This window comes from Streptomyces sp. NPDC017991, from assembly GCF_044328075.1.
GTDB lineage: Bacteria > Actinomycetota > Actinomycetes > Streptomycetales > Streptomycetaceae > Streptomyces.
The window spans coordinates 22,694-45,584 of sequence record NZ_JBIRGP010000006.1; the positions used below are offsets into that span (position 1 = coordinate 22,694).

Here is a 22,891-nt window from a genome sequence, read left to right on the forward strand (position 1 = left end):
GGGAGTAATTTCTTCATGCGCGTGAACAGAATCAGCCGCGCCCGCAGGCGGACGGCGGTCGGCCTCTCGGCGGTCGCCCTCACCGCAGGCGTCACGACGGCCGCGGGACCGGCCGCCGCCGAGACCCGCACCGCCCCCGCGGCTGCCGCCGCCGACTGCAGCGCGGCGTACAAGATCGAGCAGAAGCTCGCCACCGGCACCACCTGGACGATGTGCTGGCACTACGAGAGCGAGGCCGGGCTCGTCCTGGAGAACGTCTCGTACCAGCCCAAGGGCGAGACCAAGCCGATACGGGTCCTCACCAGCGCGAAGCTCGCCCAGATCCACGTCCCCTACGACGACGGCTCGGTCGAGTACGACGACCTCACGGGCTTCGGCTTCGGGCAGGGCCTGATGGAGATGGCCCCCGGCGAGTGCCCCGGCGGCACCATCAAGACCGTCAAGGTCCCGGACGCCTGGGACCCGGAGCACCCGAACGTCAAGGGCCTGTGCACCACGACCCGTTCGCGCGGCCACGCCTACCGCATGCAGGGCGACACGGCGGGCAAGGTCTGGCAGAAGCAGGGCAAGGACCTGCTCGTCTACACGGTCAACCAGGTCGGCTGGTACGAGTACATGACCGAGTGGCGCTTCCAGGACGACGGCACGATCAACATGAACGTCGGCGCCACCGGCAGCCTCTCGCCCGCCGACTACGACGCCGGCGACGGCCGCGGCTGGCCGATAGGCAAGGGCGCCAAGGCGTACGCCACCAGCCACAGCCACAACGTCTTCTGGCGGCTCAACTTCGGCCTCGACGGCAGCTCCAAGAACAAGGTCGAGCAGTACGACTCCGTGGTCAGCCCGCCGGCCGCGGGCGGCGAGGCCCCGCGCAACAAGACCACTCGCACGAAGGTCACCAAGGAACTCGCGGGCGACGCCAAGAACATGCGCTGGTGGCGCGTGGTCAGCACGACCGGAAAGAACAAGGACGAACACGCCCGTTCGTACGAGTTCGTCCCGGGCGCCACCTCCAAGTACCCGGGCCGCAGCTTCACCAAGCGCGACATCTACTTCACCGAGTACAAGAAGTGCGAACAGTTCGCCAGCAACAACATCCGCAACTGCGGTACCGGAGGCGGTAAGTCCGTCGACAAGTGGGTCAACGGACAGACCCTCACCCACCCCGTGGCCTGGGTGAACGTCGGCTTCCACCATGTCGCCCGGGACGAGGACCAGCAGCCCATGCCGGTCCACTGGCAGGGCTTCTCGCTGGCCCCGCGGGACGTCACCGCTATGAATCCGCTCACTCCGCCGGAGCTGGCCGACCAGAACGGGCAAGTGGAACGCGGTAGTTGAGAAACGACCTGTCCATCCGGCTGCACCGCCCGCCGCTCCCGGAGTACCCTTCCTTGATCGTTGGCTGGGGGAGTGCTCGGGGGAGCGGAAGGCGGTGTGCGGGTGGGGTCCGGAGGGCTGGAGTTGCCCCCTGGTGACGGCGGTCACGAGGGGAGCTCCGCAGATGCCCCACCGGGAGCGGTGTCCCTCGCCCGGCCGATGGAGATCGGCGCGGAGCTGGACTGGGGCGCCGACGCCTGGCGTGAGGTGCGCACCCGCGCGCAGCGGGCCGGGCGCGCCTACATCTGGCTGAACCTCGTCGAACAGCGGCTGCGCGCGGTCGTGGCCGCTGTTCTGCGCCCGATCTACGAGCCCGTGCACGGCGAGGACGACTGGGTGGTCGCCGCCGCCGGACCCGCAGGACAGGAATGGGTCCAGCGGGCCGTCGCCGTCCGCGAGGTCAGCCGCCGCAAGGGTTACCTGCTCGACCCCGCCGACGACAACGTCTTGAGCTTCCTCACCCTGCCGCAACTGCGCGAGCTGATGGTGCAGCACTGGCCGTGCTTCGAGCCGTACTTCGACGAGCGCCGGGACGTCGAACTGGCCCTGGACGAACTGGAAGTCACCCGTAACGTCGTCTCGCGGAACCGGGCCCTGTCCGAGGCCGTCCTGGCCCAGGCCGAGCGCGCCTCCGCGAAGCTCCTGGAGATCCTCGGCGCGGGCAGCGACGTGCCGTCCGGCCGCCGGCTGCCCGTCGACGCCGTCGAGAACCTGGTCGGCGACCGGTACGCCGACGTGGTGGCCGTGCACTCGGACCGGGTACGGCTGCTGCGGCAGTTCCCCGCCGAGGACTTCTTCGGCGGCTCCCGGCGCCTGGACGCGATCGGTATCGGCCTGAACCTCCTCGTGCAGAACTTCTCGGGGCGGCGGCTCGTGCGGCTGGCCGAGTCCGGCTGCCGGACCCGGCTGCTGTTCCTGAACCCCGCCTCCAGCGCGGTGAAGCGGCGCGAACGAGAACTGGGCATAAAGCGCGGCGAGTTGAGCCGTTCCGTGGAGATGAACATCCTGCACATGCGCCGGGTGCGGGCCCGGCTGCGCGATCCCGGCGCCTTCGAGATCCAGGTCTACGACGAGACGCCCCGCTTCACGGCGTACCTCGTGGACGGGGACGGCTCGGACGGTGTGGCGGTCGTGCAGTCGTATCTGCGCCGCACCCGCGGGATGGAGGCGCCGGTACTCGTTCTGCGGGGCGGCGGCCGACTGCTGAAGCCGGACGAGATGGGCGAAGAAGGGCTTTTCGGAACGTACCGCGAGGAGTTCGAGGTGGCCTGGGCGGATTCGCGGCCTGTGTCCTGACCGGTCCCGTTCCCCCGGGTGACGCGGTGACGCGGTGACGCGGTGGCGCGGTGGCCGGTAAGCGGAACGCGGTCCTCGGATTGTCAGTGGCCCGTGGCATCGTGGAGATCACTGGGGGAACGCACCACGAAGAAGGGGGCCGGCATGGCTTGGCACGGGGAGCTGCTGATCGGCTTCGACCTGGAGACGACCGGGACCGATCCGCGCGAGGCGCGTATCGTCACCGGAGCGGTGATAGAGGTCCGCGGCGGGGAGCCCGCCGGGCGCCGGGAGTGGCTGGCCGACCCGGGGGTCGAGATCCCGGCGGACGCGGTCGCGGTGCACGGGATCAGCAACGAGAGAGCGGCGGCCGAGGGCAGGCCCGCCGACCAGGTGGCCGACGCGATCGCCTCGGTGCTCGTCTCGTACTGGCAGGCGGGTGTCCCGGTCGTGGCGTACAACGCGGCCTTCGACCTGACCCTGCTCTCCGCCGAACTGCGCAGGTACGGACTGCCGTCACTGCGCGAGCGGCTCGGCGGGATCGACCCGGGGCCGGTCATCGACCCCTACACGATCGACCGCTCGGTGGACCGCTACCGCCGGGGCAAGCGGAATCTCGAAGCGGTCTGCTCGGAGTACGGCGTCTCGCTGGAATCCGCCCACGACGCCACGGCCGACGCCCTGGCCGCGGGCCGGCTGGCCGCCGCGATAGCCGTCCGCCACCCGAAGGTGGCCGCGCTCGGCCCCGCCGAACTGCACCGCCGCCAGATCGAGTGGTACGCGGAGTGGGCGGCGGACTTCCAGAGCTTCCTGCGCCGCAAGGGGGACGCGGAGGCCGTGGTGGACGGCGTCTGGCCCGTCCGGGACCTTACGGACGAGCGGGTCTGAGCCGGGGTCAGCCGGCGGGGCCGGGGCCGGCGATGCGCTCGACGCGCGGTCCGGCGAGCCGGGCGTAGTCGGCGCCGGAGACGACCAGGGAGCGGTCGAGACGGGCCGCGTTGAAGTAGAGGCGCGGCTGGGCCACGACGTCCGGGTCGGCGACGACGTCGAGGTCCGCGTCGAAGCTGAAGGGGAGGACGGTGCCGGGCACGGAGCGGGCGAGCCGTTCCGCGGTGGCCGCGTCACTGAAACCGGCGTAGCGCGCCGAGTAGAGCGCCTTGACCGCGTCCAGGTCCACGCGGCGGTCGCCGGGGACGACGGCGAGGACGTTGCGGGTCGTTCTACGGTCCAGCTTGACCCGCAGCACGATGCACTTCGCGGCCTCGGACTCCGGGTGGCCCCGCAGGGCGCAGACCGCCTCGGTGCTGCCCTCCGGCTCATGGTCGATGAGCTCGTACTCGACGGAGGCGCTGTCCAGCAGGGTGATCAGACGCTCGTAGGTGTCGTGGTTGTCGTGCTCGGACATGCGGGGTCCTCTGTGAGAGCCGGCGGGGTGGGCGCGGTCGTGACGTGCGGGTCCGCTGTGGTCGGCCGCGCAGTTCCCCGCGCCCCTGACGGGGCCCGTGGCGAGGCGGCCTTCGTCGAGCGGGCCCGGTGGGCGCGTTCTATCGCCTGGCCCCAGTAGGTTCCGGCGACCAGCAGGGTCGCGCCCAGGCCCGTCAGGGGGGTGAAGTGGTCGCCGGCCAGGGCGATTCCCACCGCCGCGGCCCAGATCGGCTCGGTGCCCAGCAGGAGGCTGGCCCGGCTGGCCGAGGTGCGCTGGACGGCCCAGGTCTGGGCGAGGAAGGCGAACACGCTGCAGAACAGGGCGAGATAGACCAGTTGGGCCCAGCCCGCCGCGCCGACGTGCACGAGGGTGGGCAGGTCGCCCGACGCGGGGATCAGGAACAGCACGGTGCCGACGAGGGTCTGCACGGTGGTCAGCCGCAGCGGCCGGACAGCGCGGCCGACGGCGAGCCGGCCGACGAGCGCGACATGCCCGGCGCGTATCACCGCGGCGGCGAGCATCAGCAGGTCGCCGAGCCGGGGCGCGTGGAAACCGTTGCCCGACATGAGGAGGCCGACGGCCAGCAGACAGACGCCCGCGGCGGCGTAGAAGGCCGGAGGGAGGCCGCCGCTGCGGCCGGTGCGGTCCAGGAGAGGAGTGATCACGATGGTCAGGCTGATGATGAGTCCCGCGTTGGCGGCACTGGTATGTGCGACGCCGTACGTCTCCACGACCAGGACGGCCGCCTGGGTGACTCCCAGGGGCAGCCCGAGCCGGATCTCGTCACGGGTCCACGGACCGGACTTCCGGTCGGCGGCGACCAGGCCGAGACAGGCGAGCGCGGACAGGGCGTACCGCGCGAACAGCACCACCAGGACAGGCAGCACGGCGGTCGCCGTCTGGGCGGCCAGATAACTGGAGCCCCAGACGAGGGCGACGAGGAGGAGTACCGCATCGGTACGGCGGGCATCGGGCACGCGCTCACCCTGCCCTGTCGCGACTCTGAAGCACAGAGCCAACTTCTAAAACGATCCTTTAGCATCACTACATCGGCGCATCACCGCATTCGGAGGGAGCGCCGGGGAGGGCCGGTCGGAGCCGAGGAGGGTCGAGGAGGGTCGAGGACATGGACGAACGACAACTGAGGATCCTGCGTGAGCTGGGCGAACTGGGCAGTGTGACGGCGGTCGCCGAGGCGCTGCTGGTGACGCCCTCGGCGATCTCCCAGCAACTGCGGCTGCTGCAGCGCGCGATTCCCGTACCGCTCACCGAGCGCCAGGGGCGGCGGCTGGCCCTCACGGACGCCGGACAGGCCCTGGCCGGCGCGGCGATCGAGGTCGAGACGGCGCTGGAGCGCGCCCGGCACACCGTCGAGGAGTTCGTGGACCGGCCGGACGGCGAGGTGTCGGTGGCCGCCTTCCACAGCGGGGCTTCGGCGTTCTTCCCCCTGCTGCTGCGGGCGCTGGCCGCACCCGGCAGCCCCGGCCTCTGCCTGGCCGACGCGGACGTGACGCAGGACGACTTCCCGCCGCTGACCCGGGAGTACGACCTGGTGCTCGCCCACCGCCTCGAACACACCCCCGGCTGGCCGAGCACCGTCACCGCCACGACCCTGCTGCGCGAACCGCTCGACGTGGCCATGCCCGCCGACCATCCGCTGGCGGTCAAGCGGCGGCTCACCCCGCTCGACGTGGCCGACGAGCCCTGGATCACCGCGCACGACGGCTTCCCGGTGGTGGCCACCATCGACGCGATCGCCACGGCCGCGGGGCGCCGGCTGCGGCTGGCCCACCGCATCAACGAGTTCGCGGTGGTCGCCGAGGCGGTCGCCGCGGGTGGGGGCCTCGCCCTGATGCCCCGCTGGACGATGCGCCCGCACCCCGCCCTGGTCCTCAAACCCCTCAGCGGCGTCCGGGCCCGCCGCCAGATCGACGCCCTCCACCGCCCCGAACGCACAGCCCGCAAGGCGGTACGCACGGTTCTCGCCGAGTTGCACCGGGCGGCCGACACGATCCGCACACAGGGCTGAGAAGCCCCGCCCCAGGGCAGTCCCCCGAGCCCCTCAAGACAAAAGACTGCGCAGTTCCCCGCGCCCCTAAAGGCAAAGGACTGCGCCGTTCCCCGCGCCCCTAAAGGCGAAGGACTGCGCCGTTCCCCGCGCCCCTGAAGGGGCAAAAGCTGGGGCGCGGCCCCGCTTTCAGGGGCGCGGGGAACGGCGCGGCCGGCCACGACGCGCCCGCAGGCAACCCACCGGCTCGGCTACGGAGCGCTCAGAACGGAAACCACCGCACCGCGTCGTCGCCATCCCGCAGGGACGCCACCCGCCGCTCGAACTCGGCGAGCGCCCGAGGATTGCTCGGCGCATGCTGCGCAACCCACGCACAGCTCGCAGTCTCCCGCGCCCCGCGCAACACCCCGCACCCCTCCCACTCCCGCACATCCCACCCGTACGTCCCCGTGAACGTCTCGTACGCCTCGGCGGACAGCCCGTACCGGTCGCGGGACAGGGCCAGCACCACCAGGTCGTGCTCCCGCAGGTCCGCGGAGAACGTCTCCAGGTCGACCAGGACGGGCCCGTCGGGGCCGACATGCACATTGCGGGGCAGCGCGTCACCGTGGATCGGCCCCGGCGGCAACTCCGGTGTGAGCGCGGCGGCGGCCGTGGCGAACCCGTCCCGCCGGTCCCGCAGGAACGCCGCGTCCGCCGGATCGATCACGTCCCCCGCGAGCCGCAACCACCGCTCCACCCCGCCCAGCAGCTCACGGGGCGGCAGCGCGAACGCGGGGGAGGGCAGGGCGTGCACCACCCGCAGCAGTTCGGCCAGATCGCGCGGTTCGGCCGGGCGGACGGGGTCGGACAGCCGGTGCCACAGCGTCACCGGGTGACCGTCGACGAACCGTGCCTCGGGCTCGGCGGGCCGCACCGCCGGGACGCCCGCCTCGGCGAGCCAGAGGGCGACGGCCAGCTCCCGCCGCGCCCGGTCGAGGAGTTCGGTGTCGCGGCCCACCTTGACCACCAGGTCACCGAGGGCGAAGACGGCGTTCTCGCCCAGCGCGAGCAGCACCGCGTCCCGGCCGTCCCGCCCGGCCGGGCCGATCCGCGCCTCGGCGAGTACGTCCCGCGCCTGTGCCTCGTCCATCACTCGCCTTCCATGAAGCCTCTGGCCAAGCCTGTGGCCAAGCCCTCGGCTCCCGCAGTTCCCGCGCACGGCGTCGCACGCCCTCGCACGCCATTCTGCCCCGGGCCGTGGACACGACAGCACGCCGTGCGTCGCCGGGCGTCCCATCCGCACTGGTGGGGGCCGCGGGCCGGGCGCGCGTGCTGTCTTGACGCCGTGTCGCCGGATCACGACGATGACGGGGGCCACCGGGACGGCCAGATCTACACGAACCGCTCAGAGGAGCCGATTCCGTGACATTGGCGACCGCAAGGAAGCGGTCAGCGAAGCCCTCGCCGCGGGCCGGCGGGGGCCGCCCCGTCGACCACGGCGCCTGGTTCCTGGTGCTGCCCGCGCTGATCCCGATCCTGGTGCTCAGCGTCGGCCCGCTCCTGTACGGCATCGCCCTGGCGTTCACCGACGCGCAGTCCGGCCGGACCGAGCCCACGCGGTGGATCGGCACCCTCAACTTCCAGGATCTGCTGCACGACACCCTGTTCTGGGAGTCGTTCCGGATCGGCCTGGTGTGGGCGGTCGGCGTGACCGTCCCGCAGTTCCTGCTCGCGCTGGGGCTCGCCCTGCTGCTCAACGAGGAACTGCGGCTGCGCTGGCTGGCGCGGGCGCTGGCGATCATCCCGTGGGCGATGCCCGAGGTCGTGGTCGGCATCATGTGGCGGCTCGTCTACAACCCGGACGCGGGCATCCTCAACGAGACGATCCGCGATCTGGGCCTGGGCGACGGCCGGGACTGGCTGTCGGGCCTCTCCACCGCGCTGCCCGCCGTGATCGTCGTCGGGATCTGGGCCGGCATGCCCCAGACGACGGTCGCCCTGCTCGCCGGGCTGCAGAACACCCCGCGCGAACTCCATGAGGCCGCCGCCATGGACGGCGCGGGCGCCTGGCGGCGTTTCCGCACGGTCACCTGGCCCGCGCTGAAACCGGTCGCGCTCGCCATCACGGCGCTCAACTTCATCTGGAACTTCAACTCGTTCGCCCTGGTCTACGTGCTGACCAACGGCGGACCGGGCGGCCGTACCCGGCTGCCGATGCTGTTCGCCTACGAAGAGGCCTTCCGCTACGGCCAGTTCGGCTACGCGGCGGCGATGGGATGCGTGATGGTCGCGGTGATCTCGGTGATCCTCGCCGTCCACCTGGTCGGCCGGCTGCGGGGAGGCGAGGACGCGTGAGGACGAGCAGAAGGGCCCGCGCGGGCCAGTACGCGGCGCTCCTCGCGTATCTGGTCTTCCTGGCCTTCCCGTTCCTGTGGCTGGTCTCCACGGCCTTCAAGCCGGCGCGCGAGCTGGCGAGCCTGCATCCGACCTGGCTGCCCCAGGACCCGACCCTCGACAACTTCCGGCAGGCCTTCGACGAACAGCCGCTGCTGCGGGCCGCGTCGAACTCGCTGGTCGCGGCGCTCGGCGCGGCCGTGATCGCCGTACTGATCGCCACCCCGATGGCGTACGTCATGGCCCGGCACCGCACCCGGCTCGCGAAGGCGGCCACCGGCTGGGTGGTCGTCAGCCAGGCCTTCCCGTTCGTCCTGGTGATCATCCCGCTGTTCCTCGTCCTGAAGAACCTGCACCTGATCAACTCCGTGGGCGGGCTGGTCATGGTCTACGTGGTGTGGGCCCTGCCGTTCGCGCTCTGGATGCTGGTGGGGTACGTACGGGCGGTGCCGGCCGAAATGGAGGAGGCCGCCGCGGTGGACGGAGCCGGCAAGGTGCGGACGCTGGTCTCGATCACCGCGCCGCTCCTCGCGCCGGGCATCGTGGCCACGGCCCTGTTCGCGTTCATCAGCGCGTGGAACGAGTTCTTCTTCGCGCTGGTGCTGCTCAAGACCCCGGAGAAACAGACCTTGCCCGTCGTCCTCACCCACTTCCTCGGCGCGGAGGGCGTGGCGGACCTCGGCCCCCTCGCCGCCGCCGCGTTCCTGGCGACCATCCCCTCGCTGGTCGTCTTCGCACTCATCCAGAAACGGATCACGGGCGGCATGCTCGCCGGGGCGGTGAAGAGCTGATGCGGATGCGGATGCGGATGCGGATGCGGATGCGGATGCGGTCGCGGTTGCGGTTGCGGATGGGGATGGGGATGCGGTTGCGTGGGAGGTGGAGTGCCGCGCTCGTCGCGGGGCTGCTCGTGGCCGCGGGCTCCGGCTGTTCCGGAGACGGGAGCGGCTCCGAGGACGGGCGGATCACGCTCCGCTTCCAGTCGCTGGCCTGGCAGAAGGAGTCCGTCGACGCCGGCAAGGAACTGGTGCGGGAGTGGAACGCCGCGCATCCGGACGTCCGGGTCGAGTACGTGCAGGGCTCCTGGGACAGCGTCCACGACCAGCTGCTCACGTCCTTCGAGGGCGGTGAGGCGCCGGACATCATCCACGACGCGTCGGACGACCTCGCGGACTTCGCGTACGGCGGGTATCTCGCGGATCTGCGCGGGCTGCTGTCCGAGCGGCTCACCTCCGACATTCCGGGGCGGAGTTGGCAGACGACGACCTTCGGGGACGGGGTCTATGGTGTGCCGTTCCTCCAGGAGCCGCGGGTTCTGATCGCCAACGCCAAGTGGCTCAAGGAGTCGGGAGTACGGATCCCCACGCCCGAAAAGCCCTGGAGCTGGGCCGAGTTCAGGCGGATCACCGACCGACTGGGCGCGGGGGAGGGCAAGTACGGGGTGGCCTGGCCGCTCAAGGAACCCGTCTCGGCCACGCTCAACCTGTCGCTGTCGACCGGCGGGCAGCTGTTCCACCGCGGTGCCGACGGCAAGGTGCGGATCCGGTTCGACAAGGGCGACGAGGTCGTGCCGCGCACGATCCACGACCAGGTCAACGTCGACGACAGCGCGTCGGGCTCGACGCTCGGCAGCGGTGGGTCCGACACGCTGCCCGGCTTCTTCGGGGGCAAGTACGCGATGGTTCCGCTCGGGTTCTCCTACCGGCAGCAGATCGTGCAGCAGGCGCCGAAGGGGTTCGACTGGCAGGTGCTGCCCGCGCCCGCCGGGGCCGACGGGCTCACCCAGGGGGTGAGCCCGCAGACGCTGTCCGTCGCCGAGGACAGTCCGCACAAGAAGGAGGCCGCGGCCTTCATCGACTTCCTGCTCCGGCCGCGGAACATGGTGCGGCTCGCGCTGGGGGACTGGATGCTGCCGACCGGTACGGAGGCGTTGCGGGATCCGGCGCTGCGGAGCGAGAGGAACGGCTGGGCCGTGGGGGCCGCGCTCGCCGGGGAGCTGCGGTCCGCTCCCGCGCAGTCCGTGCGGGGGTATCCGGAGTGGAAGGACAAGGTGGCCACGCCCGCGTATCAGGAGTACTACAGCGGGGCCATCGGGATGGGGGAGTTGCGGCGGCGGTTGGTGAAGGACGGGAACCTGGTGTTGGCCCGCTACCAGAGGTGACGGGCCGTTGCCCCGGGGGTGGCGTGGTCCGGCGGGCTGTCGGGTGCGGGTCCGGTGGGGGGCTGGTCGCGCAGTTCCCCGCGCCCCTGAAAGCGGGCGGTGCGCTTGGTCGGGTCGGTTGGCGGGTGGGGTCCGGTGGGGGGCTCGTCGCGCCGTTCCCCGCGCCCCTGAAGGGAAACTAGGTTGTACGAGACGTCTCGTCTTGTTTAAGGTCGGCGCATGACCACGCCGCATCGCGCCGCCCCCGCCCACATCGCCATGTTCTCCATCGCCGCCCACGGGCATGTGAACCCGAGTCTCGAAGTGATCCGGGAGCTTGTCGCCCGGGGGCACCGGGTCACGTACGCGATCCCGCCCGTCTTCGCCGACAAGGTCGCGGAGACCGGCGCCGAGCCGAAGCCGTGGACGTCGACCCTGCCGTCGCCCGACGACGACCCCAGCGCCTGGGGGAGCACGCTCCTGGACAACGTGGAGCCCTTCCTCGCGGACGCCGTTCAGGCGCTCCCGCAGCTCATCGAGGCGTACGAGGGCGACGAGCCGGACCTCGTACTGCACGACATCACCTCGTACCCGGCCCGCGTCCTCGCCCACCGCTGGGGCGTCCCCGCCGTCTCGCTCTCGCCGAACCTCGTCGCCTGGGAGGGGTACGAGGAGGAGGTCGCCGAGCCCATGTGGGCGGAGCCCAGGAAGACCGAGCGGGGGCAGGCGTACTACGCCCGCTTCCAGGCCTGGCTGGACGAGAACGGGGTCGACCTGGACCCGGATTCGTTCGGCGGGCGCCCCGACCGTTCCCTGGTCCTCATCCCGAAGGTCCTCCAGCCGAACGCCGACCGGGTCGACGAGTCCGTGTACACCTTCGTCGGCGCCTGTCAGGGCGACCGCGCCGCCCAGGGGGAGTGGCGGCGGCCCGACGGCGCCGAGCGCGTCGCCCTGGTGTCCCTGGGGTCCGCCTTCACCAAGCAGCCCGCCTTCTACCGCGCGTGCGTGCAGGCGTTCGCCGCACTGCCGGGCTGGCACCTGGTGCTCCAGATCGGCAAGCACGTCGACCCGGCCGAACTCGGCGAGATCCCGGCGAACGTGGAAGTCCGCGACTGGGTCCCGCAGTTCGCGATCCTCAGGCAGGCCGACGTCTTCGTCACGCACGCCGGGGCGGGCGGCAGCCAGGAGGGCATGGGGACCGCCACGCCGATGGTCTGCGTACCGCAGGCCGTCGACCAGTTCGGCAACGCGGACGTGCTCCAGGCGCTCGGAGTCGCCCGCCGTCTGCCCATGGAAGAGGTCACCGCCGACACCCTGCGCGAAGCAGTTCTGGCGATCGCCGACGATCCGGAAGTGGCACGGAAACTCAAGGTGATCCAGGCCGGGATGGCGGCCGAGGGAGGAACTTCACGAGCCGCGGATTTGATCGAGGCGGAAATTCCCGAAGGGCGTGACAAGGCGCACCAGGACACAGAAGGCCTGATCAGGTGACCGTCAGCGAACCCGGAATTCCCCCGGGTCACGGTTCCATGTAATTGGTGAAGCCATGGCGCACTTTGTATAACAGGAAGGTCATTCGGTAACGCTCGGGTAACGCAGGGTCTGTGCTGTCGGGTCATGGATCGGGTTGTTGAGTTCGACCTCTGACCCCCACAGAAGGTTGCACGGGCATCTTCTTGTTCTTTTCCCGAACAGGTTCTTAGCGTGAGGTGAACTCGTTACGAACTTTGGGAAGTTGACCTATGCGCCGTGACATACCGCCCCTCGCAGAGGTGCGCCGCATCACCGAGAAGAAGCGGGACGCCTGGTGGACCGTGCTGCTCGTCGACCCGGTCGCCACCCCGCTGGTGCGGTTGACCGCGAAGTACACGCGGATCACCCCGAACCAGATCACCTGGGGCGCGTTCCTGCTCGGTCTGGTCTCGGCGGCGTTCTTCGCGTTCGGTGACTGGCGGTGGCTGATCGCCGGCGCGTTCGTCTACCACCTGAGCTTCATCCTCGACTGCATGGACGGGAAGGTGGCCCGTCTCACCGGACAGGGCTCGGTCTTCGGCGCCTGGCTGGACTTCGTCTTCGACCGCATCCGGGTGGCGGTGTGCGGCGTCGCGCTGATGGCCGGGCAGTACGACCGCACCGGCGAGACGATCTACATCTGGCTGGCCGCCGCGGTCGTCTTCCTCGACACGCTGCGCTACATCAACGGCCTGGAGATCTTCAAGATCCGCCACACCATGCGCAAGCAGATCAAGGCACGGGTGCGGGCGGCCCGGCGCGCGGAGAACTCCGCGGAGCTCGCCTTCATGGAAGACCTGCTGCGCAACAACCCCGAGGCGGACATCGAGCAGGACATCCGCCAGGCGGCGACGGCCACGGTCACACCGGTGGGCGCCGTGGAGGTCGCGGAGAGCGCCGAGGTCGCCGAATTCGCGGAGCGCGAGCACGCGCAGGCGCCGACGGCGGCAGCGGCAGCGACCGCGACCGCGACCGCGACGGAGGCTGCTGAGGTCGAGGCCGGGGCCGAGACCGAGGCCGAGGCGCAGAACAAGGCTCCGGCCCGCGTGATCGACCTGCACCAGGAGTTCAGGCACCGCTTCCCGGTCTATCTCCGCGCCCGCTCCTTCTTCCTGCGCCACCGCATCCGTACGCACCTGGTGAGCGGTATCGAGTTCCAGATGGGCGTCTTCATCCTGGGCCCGCTGTTCGACTCGGTCATCAAGGCGACCATCGTCTCCGGCGCCCTGCTCCTCGTCTTCGAGCTGGCCATCATCTACAAGCTGCTGCTGTCCACCCGGGACTTCACGCGCACGATCGACTCCTTCGAGCGCGAAGAGGTCGCCACCGCGGCCTGACCGGCCGACCGCGAACGGCAGCGGGGCCGGGGCACATGCCCCGGCCCCGCTGCCGTTCAGTGTTGCCACTCGGTACGGAAGCGGCCGGTCAGACGCCGACCCTCTCACCCTCGACCGCCGGAGGATGAGGCGGCTGCGGCTGCGTCGACGGCTCCTCGAACGACTCGTCGTGACTGAGGTCCGGCAGCCGGTTCAGCCACTTCGGGAAGTACCAGTTGCGCTCGCCGAGCAGGGCCATGACCGCCGGGAGCAGCACACCGCGGATGATCGTGGCGTCGATGAGGACCGCCGCCGCGAGGCCCACACCCATCTGCTTCATGGACTGCATGGACAGCGTGCCGAAGATCGCGAAGACGGCGACCATGATGACGGCGGCGCTGGTGATGACACCGGCCGTGGTGACGACGCCGTGCTGGATGGCGTCCCGGGTCGTCAGCCCGCGCAGCCGCGCCTCACGGATCCGCGAGACCACGAACACGTGGTAGTCCATCGAGAGCCCGAAGAGGATCACGAAGAGGAACAGCGGCAGCCAGGTGATGATCGCGCCCACACCCTCGGCGCCCACCAGCGACGCGCCCCAGCCGTGCTGGAAGACGGCGACCAGGATGCCGTACGCCGCTCCGACCGACAGGAGGTTGAGGACGATCGAGGTGACCGCGATGGTCAGCGAGCGGAACGACAGGAGCATCAGCACGAAGGCGAAGACCACGACGAAGGCGAAGACCGGGGCCACCGCGCTGCCGAGCTGGTCGTTGAAGTCCTTCGAACCCGCCACCTGACCGGACACCGGGGCCTCTACCCCGTCGACCTTGCCGAGCGTCGCGGGACGGACCTCGTCGCGGATGATCGTCAGGCTCTTCTCGGCCTTGTCGAGGTTCGAGCCGCCCACCAGCGGTACGTACACGAAGGCGATGTTCTGCGCGTCGTGCACCTTGACGTCGACCGGGCCGCGCGAGGCGCCCGAACTGACCGCCTGAGCACGGAAGTCGGCGAGCGCGGACTTCACCTCGGGGGAGTTGATGTCATCGGCCTTGACAACAACCTCGGCCGGGTCGGAACCACCGGGGAAGGCCTCGTTCACCCGCTCGTACGTCGCCACGATCGGCAGCGAGTCACCGAACTCCTGGTCCAGCGTGAGGTTCTGGGTCTTCATGCCGAGCGCGGGAGCGGCGATGGCCACCAGGGCGCCCGCCGCGACGACCAGGGAGATCGCGGGCTTGGCCAGCACCACGCGCAGGACGGCCGTCCAGAAGCGGCTGTCGTTGCCGGAACCGCCGTTGCCGGGACCGCCGTTGGTCTTGCGGCGCTTGTCCGGGTGCAGGAACGGGATCCGCCCCTTCTCGACCCGCTTGCCGAGCAGCGAGAGGACCGCGGGCAGCACCGTCACCGAGCCGACCATGGCGACCGCCACGACCATCAGTGAGGCGAGCCCCATCGCCTTGAAGGTGGCGATCCCGGTGAACAGCATGCCCGCCATCGCCACGCACACCGTGACACCGGAGACGATGATGGCCCGGCCACTGGTCGCCGCGGCGATGCGCAGCGCGGTCTCGGGGTCCCGGCCCGCGGCACGCTCCTCGCGCTCGCGCCGCAGATAGAACAGGCAGTAGTCGACGCCGACCGCCAGCCCGACCAGCAGCATCACGGAGCTGGACGTGTCGTCCATCGGCTGGACATGACTGACGATCATCATCAGGCCCATGGTGGCGATGATCGCGGTGATCGCGAGCAGTACCGGCACCAGTGCCGCCACCACCGCGCCGAACGCGACCAGCAGGATCCCGAGCGCCACGGGCACGGCGGAGATCTCGGCCTGCTGGAAGTCGTCGCCGAAGGCGTCGTCGAACGTCTTGTTCATGCTGGCGCCGCCGATCTCCTCGATCCGCACCGCCCCATGGTCCTTCTGGACCTTCTCCACGGCCTTCAGAACGGGCTCCACCCGCTCGCCCGCCGTGTCCGCGTCGCCGCGCATGTCGAACTGGACCAGCGCGCTGCGGCCGTCCTTCGAGATCGTCTTCGTGTCGTACGGCGAGGTCACGTCGGTCACCTTGCCGGTGCCCTCGACCGCCTTGATCACGGCGGCGACGGCGGCACGGAACTCGCTGTCGGTCGCCTTGAGACCGGTGTCCTTGGCCTGGAGGAGCACGGTCTCCCCGGCCGGCTCCTCGATCCCCGCCTGCTCCGCGATGGCCGCGGCCCGGCCCGTCTCGCCCCCGAGCTGCTCGCTGTCCTTGAGCTCGACCGTGCCCGCCGCCGAGCCGAGTCCCATCGCCAGAACGACGAACAGCACCCAGATCCCGACGGCCGCCCAGCGGTGCCGGGCGCTCCAGCCACCGGCCCGGGCCGCTATCCCCCGTACCCGCGTGTCTCGCTTCCCCATGACGGGCATGCCCCCTTGTCCTGGGCGCCGACCCCTTGCCGACACCTTCCGATATGAAGGTATGGCGCGGATAAGGGCCGCTCCTCGTGCTATCCGGTGAAGTCCGGAGGTCGGAAGTCCTCCCCCCGGCCCCCGTGACCTCCCCACTGAGGAGGATGAGAGGCCCTTACATGTAAAGCCGCTCCTCGGGGGTCGCGCCCGAGCTGACCGGTCGGTAACCTGCGTTTCGCCGGGGCGGCCCGGCCCGGCGGCCGTCGTGCCCACCCCCACGGGGCACGACGGCCGTCCTAGGGTGTGGGCATGACCTCGGGGACGACGACGTACGCGGCACTGCTGCGCGGGATCAATGTGGGCGGCAGCCGGAAGGTGCCCATGGCCGAGCTGCGCACCCTCCTGGAGGGGCTCGGGCACGGCGGCGTACGCACGTATCTGCAGAGCGGGAACGCCGTGTTCACCAGCGACCACGGCGACGAGGACTCCCTCGCCGGGGAATTGGCGGGAGCCCTCGCCGAGCGCTTCGGTTTCACGGTCGACGTGCTGGTGCGCGACCACGCGTATCTGCGGGCCGTCCTCGACGCCTGCCCGTTCCCGGCCGCCGAACTGGAGGCCAGACAGCTGCACGTCACGTACTTCTCGGCGCCGGTCGACGCCGCACGCTTCGCGTCGGTCGACCGACAGGCCTTCCTGCCCGAGGAGTTCCGCCTCGGCGACCGCGCGCTGTACCTGTACGCCCCCGACGGCCTCGGCCGCTCCAAACTGGCGGAGAGCCTGGCGAAGCCCCGGGTGACGAAGGGCGTCGTCGCCACCACGCGCAACTGGAACACGGTCGTGAAACTCGTCGAGTCGACCGGTGGGTGAGCCCGGACCCGACGACGCCGTACAGGCGGCCGTCGAGCACGTCCACCCATCGTTGGGTCGTACACGCGACTGTGGCAGGCTCGGGCGTATGCGCTACATCATCATCGGAGCAGGGGCCGTGGGCGGGGCCGTCGGCGGACGTCTCGCCGAGTCGGGACACGACGTGGTGCTCGTCGCGCGCGGCGCGCACCACGAGGCCTTGCGCGAACGGGGACTGCGGCTCGTGACCCCCGACGGGACACGCACCCACCGACTGCCCGCGGTCGACGGCCCGTCGGCCCTCGGCGAACTGCGTGCCACGGACGTCCTCGTGCTCGCCGTCAAGACGCAGGACAGCGTGGCGGCGCTGGAGGAATGGGAGTCCGTCCCGGTGGCGGGCGGCGGTACGGCCGCCGAACGGCTCCCCTTGCTGTGCGCGCAGAACGGCGTGGAGAGCCAGCGACTCGCGCTGCGCCGCTTCCGCCGCGTGTACGGGGTGTGCGTGTGGCTGCCCGCCACCTTCGTCGAGCCGGGCGTGGTGTCGGCGGCCGGTACGCCGCTGACCGGCATCCTGCACCTCGGGCGCTTCCCGCACGGCACGGACGACACCGCGCGGGCCGTCGCCGCCGACCTGTCCGCGTCCCGCTTCGAGGCGCCGGTCGTACCCGATGTGACGCGCTGGCAGTACGCCAAGCTGCTCGCCAACCTCGCCAACGCCATCGAGGCGGTCAGCGGGGTCGTCGACAGCGAGGAGGCCTTGGCGCTGCAGGGCCGGGTACGCGCGGAGGGCGAGGCCGTGCTCGCCGCCGCGGGCATTCCGTACGCCTCGCAGGAGGAGCAGAAGGAGGCCCGCGCCGACAAGATGCACCTCGTCCCGCTCGACGGACAGGGGCGGGGCGGCGGGTCGTCCTGGCAGTCGCTGAGCCGTGGCACGGGCACGATCGAGGCGGACTACCTGAACGGGGAGATCGCCCTGCTGGGGCGCCTGCACGGCGTCCCGACGCCACTCAACGACCTGCTGCGAGGGCTCGCGAACGAGTTCGCGCGCGAGCGGCGTGCGGCGGGTTCGATGGAGGTGGCCGAGCTGGTACGGCTGGCCGACGAGGCGGTCGCGCAGGCCCTCCCGCTCTCCGGTGCCGCAACTCCGTGACACACGGCCCCTCGTATCCCTAGGGTGATGGGGCGATTACGGGGTGGGGGGACCGGAATGGTCGGAAGACAGTTGCCGTCGTTGCCGAAGATGCGCAAGGACGCGGTCACACGCAGGCTGTGCGCGTCGGTGCATCTCGACGCGGACTTCGCCCACGAGGCGGACCACAGACTCACCGGGGACGGCCTGAACGCCATGGGCCCGGCCCTCGGCGTCAACCTCGTCGCGCTCGCCCGGCACGCGCGCGTGGCCGTCCTGCACCGCGCCGCGCTCGACCGCCAACTCGCCTGGCTCTTCGCCGCCGGCTGGGCCGCGGTGCTCGCCGGCCTGGTCGCCCTCGTCAAGGGCCACGGACCGATCGCGATGACCGCCGTGTACGGGCCCGTGGCCGTCCTGGCCGCCGCCTGGTGGCTCGTCCACCACGACCAGGCGCGTGCCTGGGCCGCGGCCCAGGACGTCTACCGCAGCCACGACAAGGCCGAGAACCTCGCTCCGGCCGTCGAACAGGAGGCCGAGGCGCGGCTGCACGACCTCAAGCGGGCCAACGTGATCCCGTACACCGACTCCGCGGAACGCACCAACCCGTTCGTCGGCAGCGGTGACAAGATCAAGGAAACGCTCTGGCAGCCGATCGACGTCAGCAGGGCCGCGGACGCGCCCACCGGCGGCAAACTCACCATCCGCCCCTTCGACGCCGTCGACCTGCACACCTATGTGGCCCGCGAGATGGAGGGGGTCTCCGGCCTCGACGGGCTGCGCGCCAGGAACCGTCTCTACGTGCTCGGCAGCAACGCCCTCCACCTGCCCGACCTGCTGCCCGACCGCACCCGCCACCCACGTGCCCAGATCCCCCGGCAGCTCGTCCAGGCCGGCCTGCAGAGCCCCGGCGCGGGCATGCGTACGTACCTCTGTCTCGAACGCGTCGGCGAGGGCGGCCGGACCATCGTCTCCATGTACCTGCGGGCGCGGCTGCACCGGCCGAGCCTCACCTGGGAGGTCGCCGCGTACGCGATCCCGCCGCTGCACGGCCGCTTCCACCGGGTGGACCACCTGCCCGTCGCCCGCGCCGAGAGCTGGTGGAGTCTCGTCTCGTACGCCACCACGCACGTCTGGCCCGAGCTGCGCGGCGCTTCCCGGCGTCTGCGTGCCCGGCGCCGGTTCCACCGCGAGGCGGAGCGCGCCCTGACCAGGACCCGCCGCGAGATCAAGGAACGCCACCTGGTGTACGACTACGGGGCGTTCGACAGCCTGCGCGAGAGCCTGGGCGACTGGGAACGGGCCGGGTACTCGGAGAAGACCGACGCGCAGGACTTCCTGTTCCGGCTCCAGCAGGGCGTGCTCGTCGCGACCGAGCGCTTCCTCCAGGACCACAACGTCGACACCGGCTCGTTCGACAAGGCGCAGCAGATCATCAGCACCCAGACCTACAACATCTCCGGGGACATCAACGGCCCCAGCAACATCGGCAACCAGGGTCAGATCAACATGGCGGGCGGCCAGCCGCAGCCCGGGCAGGGCGGTGGCGGCCACCCGGGCGCGGGGCAGGGCGGCGGTCCGTGACCCGCACCCGCACCCCCGACGAACCCGCGTGTACGGCGAACAGCACCCCGACCAGGAGCCAGGCATGAGCACCTTCAACTTCCACGGCGACATCAACGGCCCCGCCAACTTCGGCGACCACGGCCGCATCGAGGTCAACCACGGGGCGGACGCCGCCCAGTCGCTGCGCCTGGCCGCCGAACTCGTGGAGCGGCTGCGCACCGAGAACCCGCCCCTCGTCGCCCAGGCGGAGGTCGTACGCGGCGAGTTGGCCCGGGCCGAGCAGGAGGGAGCCGCCCCGGACCGCGGGCGGGTCCGCTCGGCCCTGGACACGATCTCCGTGGGCGTCGCGGCCGGCAGCGGAGGGCTCGCCCTCGCAACCGAGCTGAGCCGGGTCCTCGGCCTGTGAACCCCGCTCAGCCTGCTCACCGGTGATCCGGGGCGGTCACCTCGCCCGTACGACCGCGCGGGTGCCGTCGCCCAGGTCCAGCTCCAGGCCCGCGCGCAGCGGTACCGTCTGGCCGGGGCCGATCTGCTGGGACGTACCGTCCGAGCGGGTGCCCGCCCAGGTCCGGCTGGATCGGTTCGCGATACCGAAGCGGCCCGGCTTCGTGGGGTGTTCCACCAGTTCGGCCACCAGGCTCGCGTCCGAGTAGTCGTGCCGGGCAGGCTCGGCCAGCAGATGGTGGGCCTGCACACGGGCCGCGCGCGGCAACCGGATGTGCCGCTCGGTACGCGGCGGGGGAGTGGTCACCGTCAGACGCGGCGGCAGCACCAGCAGCGCCCCGCAACCCCAGCACGCGCGGGACGCCCCCGCCTGCTGCTCACCCGGCTCCGTCATGTTCTGCCGCCCGCAGGAGGCGCACTCCACCACCGCGTCCCGTACCGCCCGCAGCGCGTCGCGCCACTCGGACTCCCGCACCCGGACCGCCGGATCGTGCAGCCCTGCCGTGAAGCTGCGCCGGAACAGCTCCTGGAGGGCGCCCGCCGAGGCGTCCCAGGTGGCCAGCACGGTCGCGTGCTCCATCGGGTCGGGCTCGTTCGAGTCGTCCGCCGGGTCGAAGACGAACAGCGGGTTCTTCCCGTAGAGCTTCCGCTCGGCGGCCTCGTCCAGGCAGTGGATTGCCAACTCCCGCCTGCCCTTGAGCGGATGATGGTTCATCAGGAACATGAACAGCAGCACGGCCAGCGAGTGCAGATCGGACTGCGTACCGGGACGGGCGCCCGGATCGGCCCGCACCAGCTCGGGCGCCATGAACTCCATCGTCCCGGAGATCCCGCTCGCGTCGCCCTCCACCACCGCGTTGTCGTTGTCGCAGACGAGGATGTCGCCGGTGTCCGGGTCGAAGAAGACGTTGCCCCAGGAGATGTCCCGGTAGGCGATGCCACGCGAGTGGAGCGCCTGGTACGCCTCGACGGTGTAGAGGCACGCCGTCAGCAGCGCGCGCGTGCTGGTACGCAGCTGGCGGCGGAACAGGGCGGGCAGCCCCTTGAACCGGTCGGGCCGCAGCCCCATCAGATACCCGAACGAACCGTGGTGCCAGGGCACGTACGCCTCGGGCCACAGAAAGCGGTCGTCGTCGAAGTCGCGGGACACCAGTTCCCGTACGATCCCCTCCTGCTCCGGCGTCGCGCACGTCGGGTAGTACCACTTGAGGGCCCTCTCACCGGCGGACGTCTTCACCCGGTAGACCTCGCCCTGGCCGCCCGCCCCCAACATGTCGACGACCTGGACCTCCTCACCGGTCTCCACGGTCAGGCGGGTTCCGCTGTCGAGCATGCCGGTCATCTAGCTCTCCGTCCTTCGTTCGGTTTCCGTGTCGGTCACGGTCCCTGCGTCCGGTTCGGGGCCGGGCTCCGCGCCGGGCTCCGCGTCCGGCTTCGGCTGCGGGCGGGCCGCGTACGAGTGCAGGAGGGCCGCGGCCAGGGTCGTGTCGTCGCCGGAGTACCGGGAGGCGTGCCGCAGCCAGTCGGGCAGCGCGGCCCGTACCCCCTCGAAGCCCTCCGTCGCGAGCCGCCCGTCCATGTCCCCGACGAACTCCGTGAAGCCGTCGCCCGAGGCGAAACTCTTCGACAGGCCGTCCGTGGACAGCACCACCAGACGAGGGATCCGCGCCTCCTCGAACACGGGCGCCCAGTACGTCCGTACCGCGCGCCAGGCCTGCGGCCCGCACAGGGACTCGGTCTCGTCGCCCAGGTCGTCCTCGGCCGGGGCCAGGGGCCGGTCCACGGAGCCGTCGTGCCCCACCACCGCCAGATCGCCGTCCCCGATCTGCCAGGCCGTCAGCAGCCACGGCGTCACCACCGCGCCGATCAGCGTGGTCCCGTACAGCGTCAGCTTCTCGTCGGTGCCGGGCTCGGGCCGGCCCAGGTCGGCCACCGGGCGGTGCCGCTCCCAGTGCCCGAGGGCCGCCTCGCGCCAGGCCTGGACGAGGGCGCGCGGCATGTCGTTACGGGCGTAGTTCATCAGCCGGGCGAGCCCGCCCGGCTCGTGGCAGGCATCGGCGGCCCGGCCGAACTCCGTCGCGAGCGCGACGAACCGGTCCACGGCGAACCGCGCCCCGAGCGCGCTGCGCGCGTGCGCGGCCGAGCCATGGCCGTCCGCCACCGCGAGGACGAGGGGATCGGCCCCGGAACCGGTCCCGGAGAACGCGTACCAGTCCTGGTTCTGGCGTTTCCCGGTCCCCTGGATGCTTTCGGCGAGGGTGGCCCAGCGCCGTACGAGTGCCGTCACCACACGTCGTCGTCATCGTCGTCGTCGAGGACCGGCGGCGCGAACGGCTGCTTCGCCAGCGGGTCCCCCGAGCCGGCGACCGGCTGCGAGGCCGCCTTGACCGCCGCCGTCGACGCCCAGCGGATCGCCGCCGCCAGCTGCTTGGGACTGTTGGCGTCCAGCGGCTGCAGCTCCGGGTTGGCGAGGAACTCCTGGAGTACGGAGCGGTCGGCGTCGTGGCCGATGGCGATCGCGACCCGGACGGCCTTGCGCCCCCAGGGTGTCGCGTCGACCGCCTTGAGGCCCGCCTTCCAGTCGTCGGTCGGCACACCGTCCGAGACCAGCGCGAGGACCGGCTTCAGGGCCCGCTGCGGCATCGGCGGGCTCTGCAGCTCGCGCGAGACCAGGTGCAGCGCCTCGCCCAGGTTGGTCGTGCCGTCCACCTCGACGTCCTGCCAGGTGAAGTCGTCGACGGGGACGGGAGTCTGGTGATGCCATCTGGCCGTCGTGGAGAACGTGACCGTACGCAGCAGCAGTTGGGCCGCCGGGTTGTCGTGGGCCACCGCACGCATCTCCGGGACGGCCTCCCGGATCGCGTAGTTGAGCCGGGCGATCTTCTCGCCCTGCATCGAGTACGAGCAGTCGAGCAGCCAGATGAAGTGGACCGGACGGTTCGCCATGGGCCCGCCGGGGATGTCACTCACTGCGTGTCCTTCCGTGGGGTGTCGGTGGGAGGTCGGTTCCGGATCGGAGGTCGGTGTGCGCCCGTCGGTGCGCGTCGGTCAGCGCACCGCGTACAGGACGGCCGCGACGAGGAGCGC

Annotated in this window: 20 protein-coding genes; 13 read left to right on the forward strand and 7 right to left on the reverse strand. The window is 71.2% G+C overall.

Annotated elements, in window-relative coordinates; translation table 11 throughout:
* Window positions 1-15 precede the first annotated feature (15 nt).
* The 3 genes from ACH4DZ_RS19080 (at window position 16) to ACH4DZ_RS19090 (ending at window position 3,540) form a co-directional block, all read left to right on the forward strand.
* The gene (locus ACH4DZ_RS19080) at window positions 16-1,338 is read left to right on the forward strand and encodes a copper amine oxidase (RefSeq protein ID WP_398288336.1); all 1,323 of its coding nucleotides are present in this window, start codon (window positions 16-18) and stop codon (window positions 1,336-1,338) included.
* 102 nt (window positions 1,339-1,440) lie between these two features.
* Window positions 1,441-2,673 (forward strand): SAV2148 family HEPN domain-containing protein, encoded by a 1,233-nt coding sequence (locus tag ACH4DZ_RS19085; protein WP_398288337.1) that lies wholly within the window; start codon window positions 1,441-1,443, stop codon window positions 2,671-2,673.
* Between the two features lie 144 nt (window positions 2,674-2,817).
* Window positions 2,818-3,540, forward strand: coding sequence for a 3'-5' exonuclease (locus tag ACH4DZ_RS19090; protein WP_398288338.1), 723 nt, complete (start codon window positions 2,818-2,820; stop codon window positions 3,538-3,540).
* A 7-nt stretch (window positions 3,541-3,547) separates the two neighbouring features.
* Here the strand turns inward: ACH4DZ_RS19090 and ACH4DZ_RS19095 are convergent, their stop codons facing one another.
* Window positions 3,548-4,057, reverse strand: coding sequence for a YbaK/EbsC family protein (locus ACH4DZ_RS19095; RefSeq protein WP_398288339.1), 510 nt, complete (start codon window positions 4,055-4,057; stop codon window positions 3,548-3,550).
* Window positions 4,018-5,055, reverse strand: coding sequence for a DMT family transporter (locus tag ACH4DZ_RS19100; RefSeq protein WP_398288340.1), 1,038 nt, complete (start codon window positions 5,053-5,055; stop codon window positions 4,018-4,020). Before ACH4DZ_RS19100 ends, ACH4DZ_RS19095 begins: the two co-directional genes overlap by 40 nt.
* Window positions 5,056-5,204: 149 nt before the next feature.
* On the opposite strand from ACH4DZ_RS19100, the gene ACH4DZ_RS19105 reads away from it, so the two are divergent.
* Window positions 5,205-6,107, forward strand: coding sequence for a LysR family transcriptional regulator (locus tag ACH4DZ_RS19105; RefSeq protein ID WP_398288341.1), 903 nt, complete (start codon window positions 5,205-5,207; stop codon window positions 6,105-6,107).
* A 241-nt stretch (window positions 6,108-6,348) separates the two neighbouring features.
* Here the strand turns inward: ACH4DZ_RS19105 and ACH4DZ_RS19110 are convergent, their stop codons facing one another.
* Entirely contained in the window at window positions 6,349-7,218 is an 870-nt protein-coding gene (locus ACH4DZ_RS19110; protein ID WP_398288342.1) for a phosphotransferase enzyme family protein, read from the reverse strand.
* Window positions 7,219-7,490: 272 nt separating this feature from the next.
* Between ACH4DZ_RS19110 and ACH4DZ_RS19115 the strand changes: the two genes are divergently transcribed.
* The 5 genes from ACH4DZ_RS19115 to ACH4DZ_RS19135 all read left to right on the forward strand — a co-directional run bounded on the left by ACH4DZ_RS19115 (window position 7,491) and on the right by ACH4DZ_RS19135 (window position 13,451).
* Window positions 7,491-8,423 carry a carbohydrate ABC transporter permease gene (locus tag ACH4DZ_RS19115; RefSeq protein WP_398288343.1) on the forward strand — a complete coding sequence of 311 codons (933 nt, stop codon included), beginning with the start codon at window positions 7,491-7,493 and terminating at the stop codon, window positions 8,421-8,423.
* Window positions 8,420-9,253, forward strand: coding sequence for a carbohydrate ABC transporter permease (locus ACH4DZ_RS19120; RefSeq protein ID WP_398288345.1), 834 nt, complete (start codon window positions 8,420-8,422; stop codon window positions 9,251-9,253). The genes ACH4DZ_RS19115 and ACH4DZ_RS19120 overlap by 4 nt, the downstream gene beginning before the upstream one ends.
* 77 nt (window positions 9,254-9,330) lie before the next feature.
* Window positions 9,331-10,623, forward strand: a complete 1,293-nt coding sequence (locus ACH4DZ_RS19125; RefSeq protein ID WP_398288734.1) for an ABC transporter substrate-binding protein — start codon at window positions 9,331-9,333, stop codon at window positions 10,621-10,623.
* 219 nt (window positions 10,624-10,842) lie between these two features.
* Window positions 10,843-12,093 (forward strand): macrolide-inactivating glycosyltransferase, encoded by a 1,251-nt coding sequence (gene mgt / locus ACH4DZ_RS19130; RefSeq protein ID WP_398288346.1) that lies wholly within the window; start codon window positions 10,843-10,845, stop codon window positions 12,091-12,093.
* A 251-nt stretch (window positions 12,094-12,344) separates the two neighbouring features.
* A complete protein-coding gene (locus tag ACH4DZ_RS19135; protein WP_398288347.1) occupies window positions 12,345-13,451 on the forward strand; it encodes a CDP-alcohol phosphatidyltransferase family protein in 1,107 nt (368 codons plus the stop codon).
* 88 nt (window positions 13,452-13,539) lie between these two features.
* Here the strand turns inward: ACH4DZ_RS19135 and ACH4DZ_RS19140 are convergent, their stop codons facing one another.
* Window positions 13,540-15,831, reverse strand: coding sequence for an MMPL family transporter (locus tag ACH4DZ_RS19140; RefSeq protein ID WP_398288348.1), 2,292 nt, complete (start codon window positions 15,829-15,831; stop codon window positions 13,540-13,542).
* A gap of 300 nt (window positions 15,832-16,131) precedes the next feature.
* Here ACH4DZ_RS19140 and ACH4DZ_RS19145 point away from each other — a divergent pair, with 300 nt between their 5' ends.
* The 4 genes from ACH4DZ_RS19145 to ACH4DZ_RS19160 all read left to right on the forward strand — a co-directional run bounded on the left by ACH4DZ_RS19145 (window position 16,132) and on the right by ACH4DZ_RS19160 (window position 19,766).
* Window positions 16,132-16,689 carry a DUF1697 domain-containing protein gene (locus ACH4DZ_RS19145; RefSeq protein ID WP_398288349.1) on the forward strand — a complete coding sequence of 186 codons (558 nt, stop codon included), beginning with the start codon at window positions 16,132-16,134 and terminating at the stop codon, window positions 16,687-16,689.
* Window positions 16,690-16,777: 88 nt separating this feature from the next.
* Window positions 16,778-17,818, forward strand: coding sequence for a ketopantoate reductase family protein (locus ACH4DZ_RS19150; protein ID WP_398288350.1), 1,041 nt, complete (start codon window positions 16,778-16,780; stop codon window positions 17,816-17,818).
* 57 nt (window positions 17,819-17,875) lie between these two features.
* Window positions 17,876-19,378: a hypothetical protein gene (locus ACH4DZ_RS19155; RefSeq protein WP_398288351.1), complete on the forward strand. Its 1,503-nt coding sequence runs from the start codon at window positions 17,876-17,878 to the stop codon at window positions 19,376-19,378.
* A 64-nt stretch (window positions 19,379-19,442) separates the two neighbouring features.
* Window positions 19,443-19,766, forward strand: a complete 324-nt coding sequence (locus ACH4DZ_RS19160; RefSeq protein ID WP_398288352.1) for a hypothetical protein — start codon at window positions 19,443-19,445, stop codon at window positions 19,764-19,766.
* 36 nt (window positions 19,767-19,802) lie between these two features.
* Here ACH4DZ_RS19160 and ACH4DZ_RS19165 read toward each other — a convergent pair whose 3' ends face one another.
* From ACH4DZ_RS19165 to ACH4DZ_RS19175, 3 genes are read right to left on the reverse strand one after another with little or no spacing between them, the layout of a single operon-like run.
* Window positions 19,803-21,146, reverse strand: coding sequence for a protein kinase (locus ACH4DZ_RS19165; protein ID WP_398288353.1), 1,344 nt, complete (start codon window positions 21,144-21,146; stop codon window positions 19,803-19,805).
* Complete coding sequence (locus tag ACH4DZ_RS19170; protein WP_398288354.1) at window positions 21,147-22,094, reverse strand: PP2C family serine/threonine-protein phosphatase; 948 nt, start codon at window positions 22,092-22,094, stop codon at window positions 21,147-21,149.
* On the reverse strand, window positions 22,088-22,750 hold the full coding sequence (locus ACH4DZ_RS19175; RefSeq protein WP_398288735.1) for a tellurium resistance protein: 663 nt from the start codon (window positions 22,748-22,750) through the stop codon (window positions 22,088-22,090). Before ACH4DZ_RS19175 ends, ACH4DZ_RS19170 begins: the two co-directional genes overlap by 7 nt.
* Window positions 22,751-22,891 lie beyond the last annotated feature (141 nt).

Excerpts from the sequence above, each read along its gene's own strand:
- ACH4DZ_RS19140 (WP_398288348.1), bottom strand. The coding sequence starts at position 15,831 with ATGGGGAAGCGAGACACGCGGGTACGGGGGATAGCGGCCCGGGCCGGT.
- ACH4DZ_RS19160 (WP_398288352.1), top strand. The coding sequence starts at position 19,443 with ATGAGCACCTTCAACTTCCACGGCGACATCAACGGCCCCGCCAACTTC.
- ACH4DZ_RS19135 (WP_398288347.1), top strand. The coding sequence starts at position 12,345 with ATGCGCCGTGACATACCGCCCCTCGCAGAGGTGCGCCGCATCACCGAG.
- mgt (WP_398288346.1), top strand. The coding sequence starts at position 10,843 with ATGACCACGCCGCATCGCGCCGCCCCCGCCCACATCGCCATGTTCTCC.
- ACH4DZ_RS19165 (WP_398288353.1), bottom strand. The coding sequence starts at position 21,146 with ATGACCGGCATGCTCGACAGCGGAACCCGCCTGACCGTGGAGACCGGT.
- ACH4DZ_RS19105 (WP_398288341.1), top strand. The coding sequence starts at position 5,205 with ATGGACGAACGACAACTGAGGATCCTGCGTGAGCTGGGCGAACTGGGC.
- ACH4DZ_RS19095 (WP_398288339.1), bottom strand. The coding sequence starts at position 4,057 with ATGTCCGAGCACGACAACCACGACACCTACGAGCGTCTGATCACCCTG.
- ACH4DZ_RS19175 (WP_398288735.1), bottom strand. The coding sequence starts at position 22,750 with ATGGCGAACCGTCCGGTCCACTTCATCTGGCTGCTCGACTGCTCGTAC.
- ACH4DZ_RS19080 (WP_398288336.1), top strand. The coding sequence starts at position 16 with ATGCGCGTGAACAGAATCAGCCGCGCCCGCAGGCGGACGGCGGTCGGC.
- ACH4DZ_RS19150 (WP_398288350.1), top strand. The coding sequence starts at position 16,778 with ATGCGCTACATCATCATCGGAGCAGGGGCCGTGGGCGGGGCCGTCGGC.
- ACH4DZ_RS19110 (WP_398288342.1), bottom strand. The coding sequence starts at position 7,218 with ATGGACGAGGCACAGGCGCGGGACGTACTCGCCGAGGCGCGGATCGGC.
- ACH4DZ_RS19090 (WP_398288338.1), top strand. The coding sequence starts at position 2,818 with ATGGCTTGGCACGGGGAGCTGCTGATCGGCTTCGACCTGGAGACGACC.
- ACH4DZ_RS19155 (WP_398288351.1), top strand. The coding sequence starts at position 17,876 with ATGGTCGGAAGACAGTTGCCGTCGTTGCCGAAGATGCGCAAGGACGCG.
- ACH4DZ_RS19145 (WP_398288349.1), top strand. The coding sequence starts at position 16,132 with ATGACCTCGGGGACGACGACGTACGCGGCACTGCTGCGCGGGATCAAT.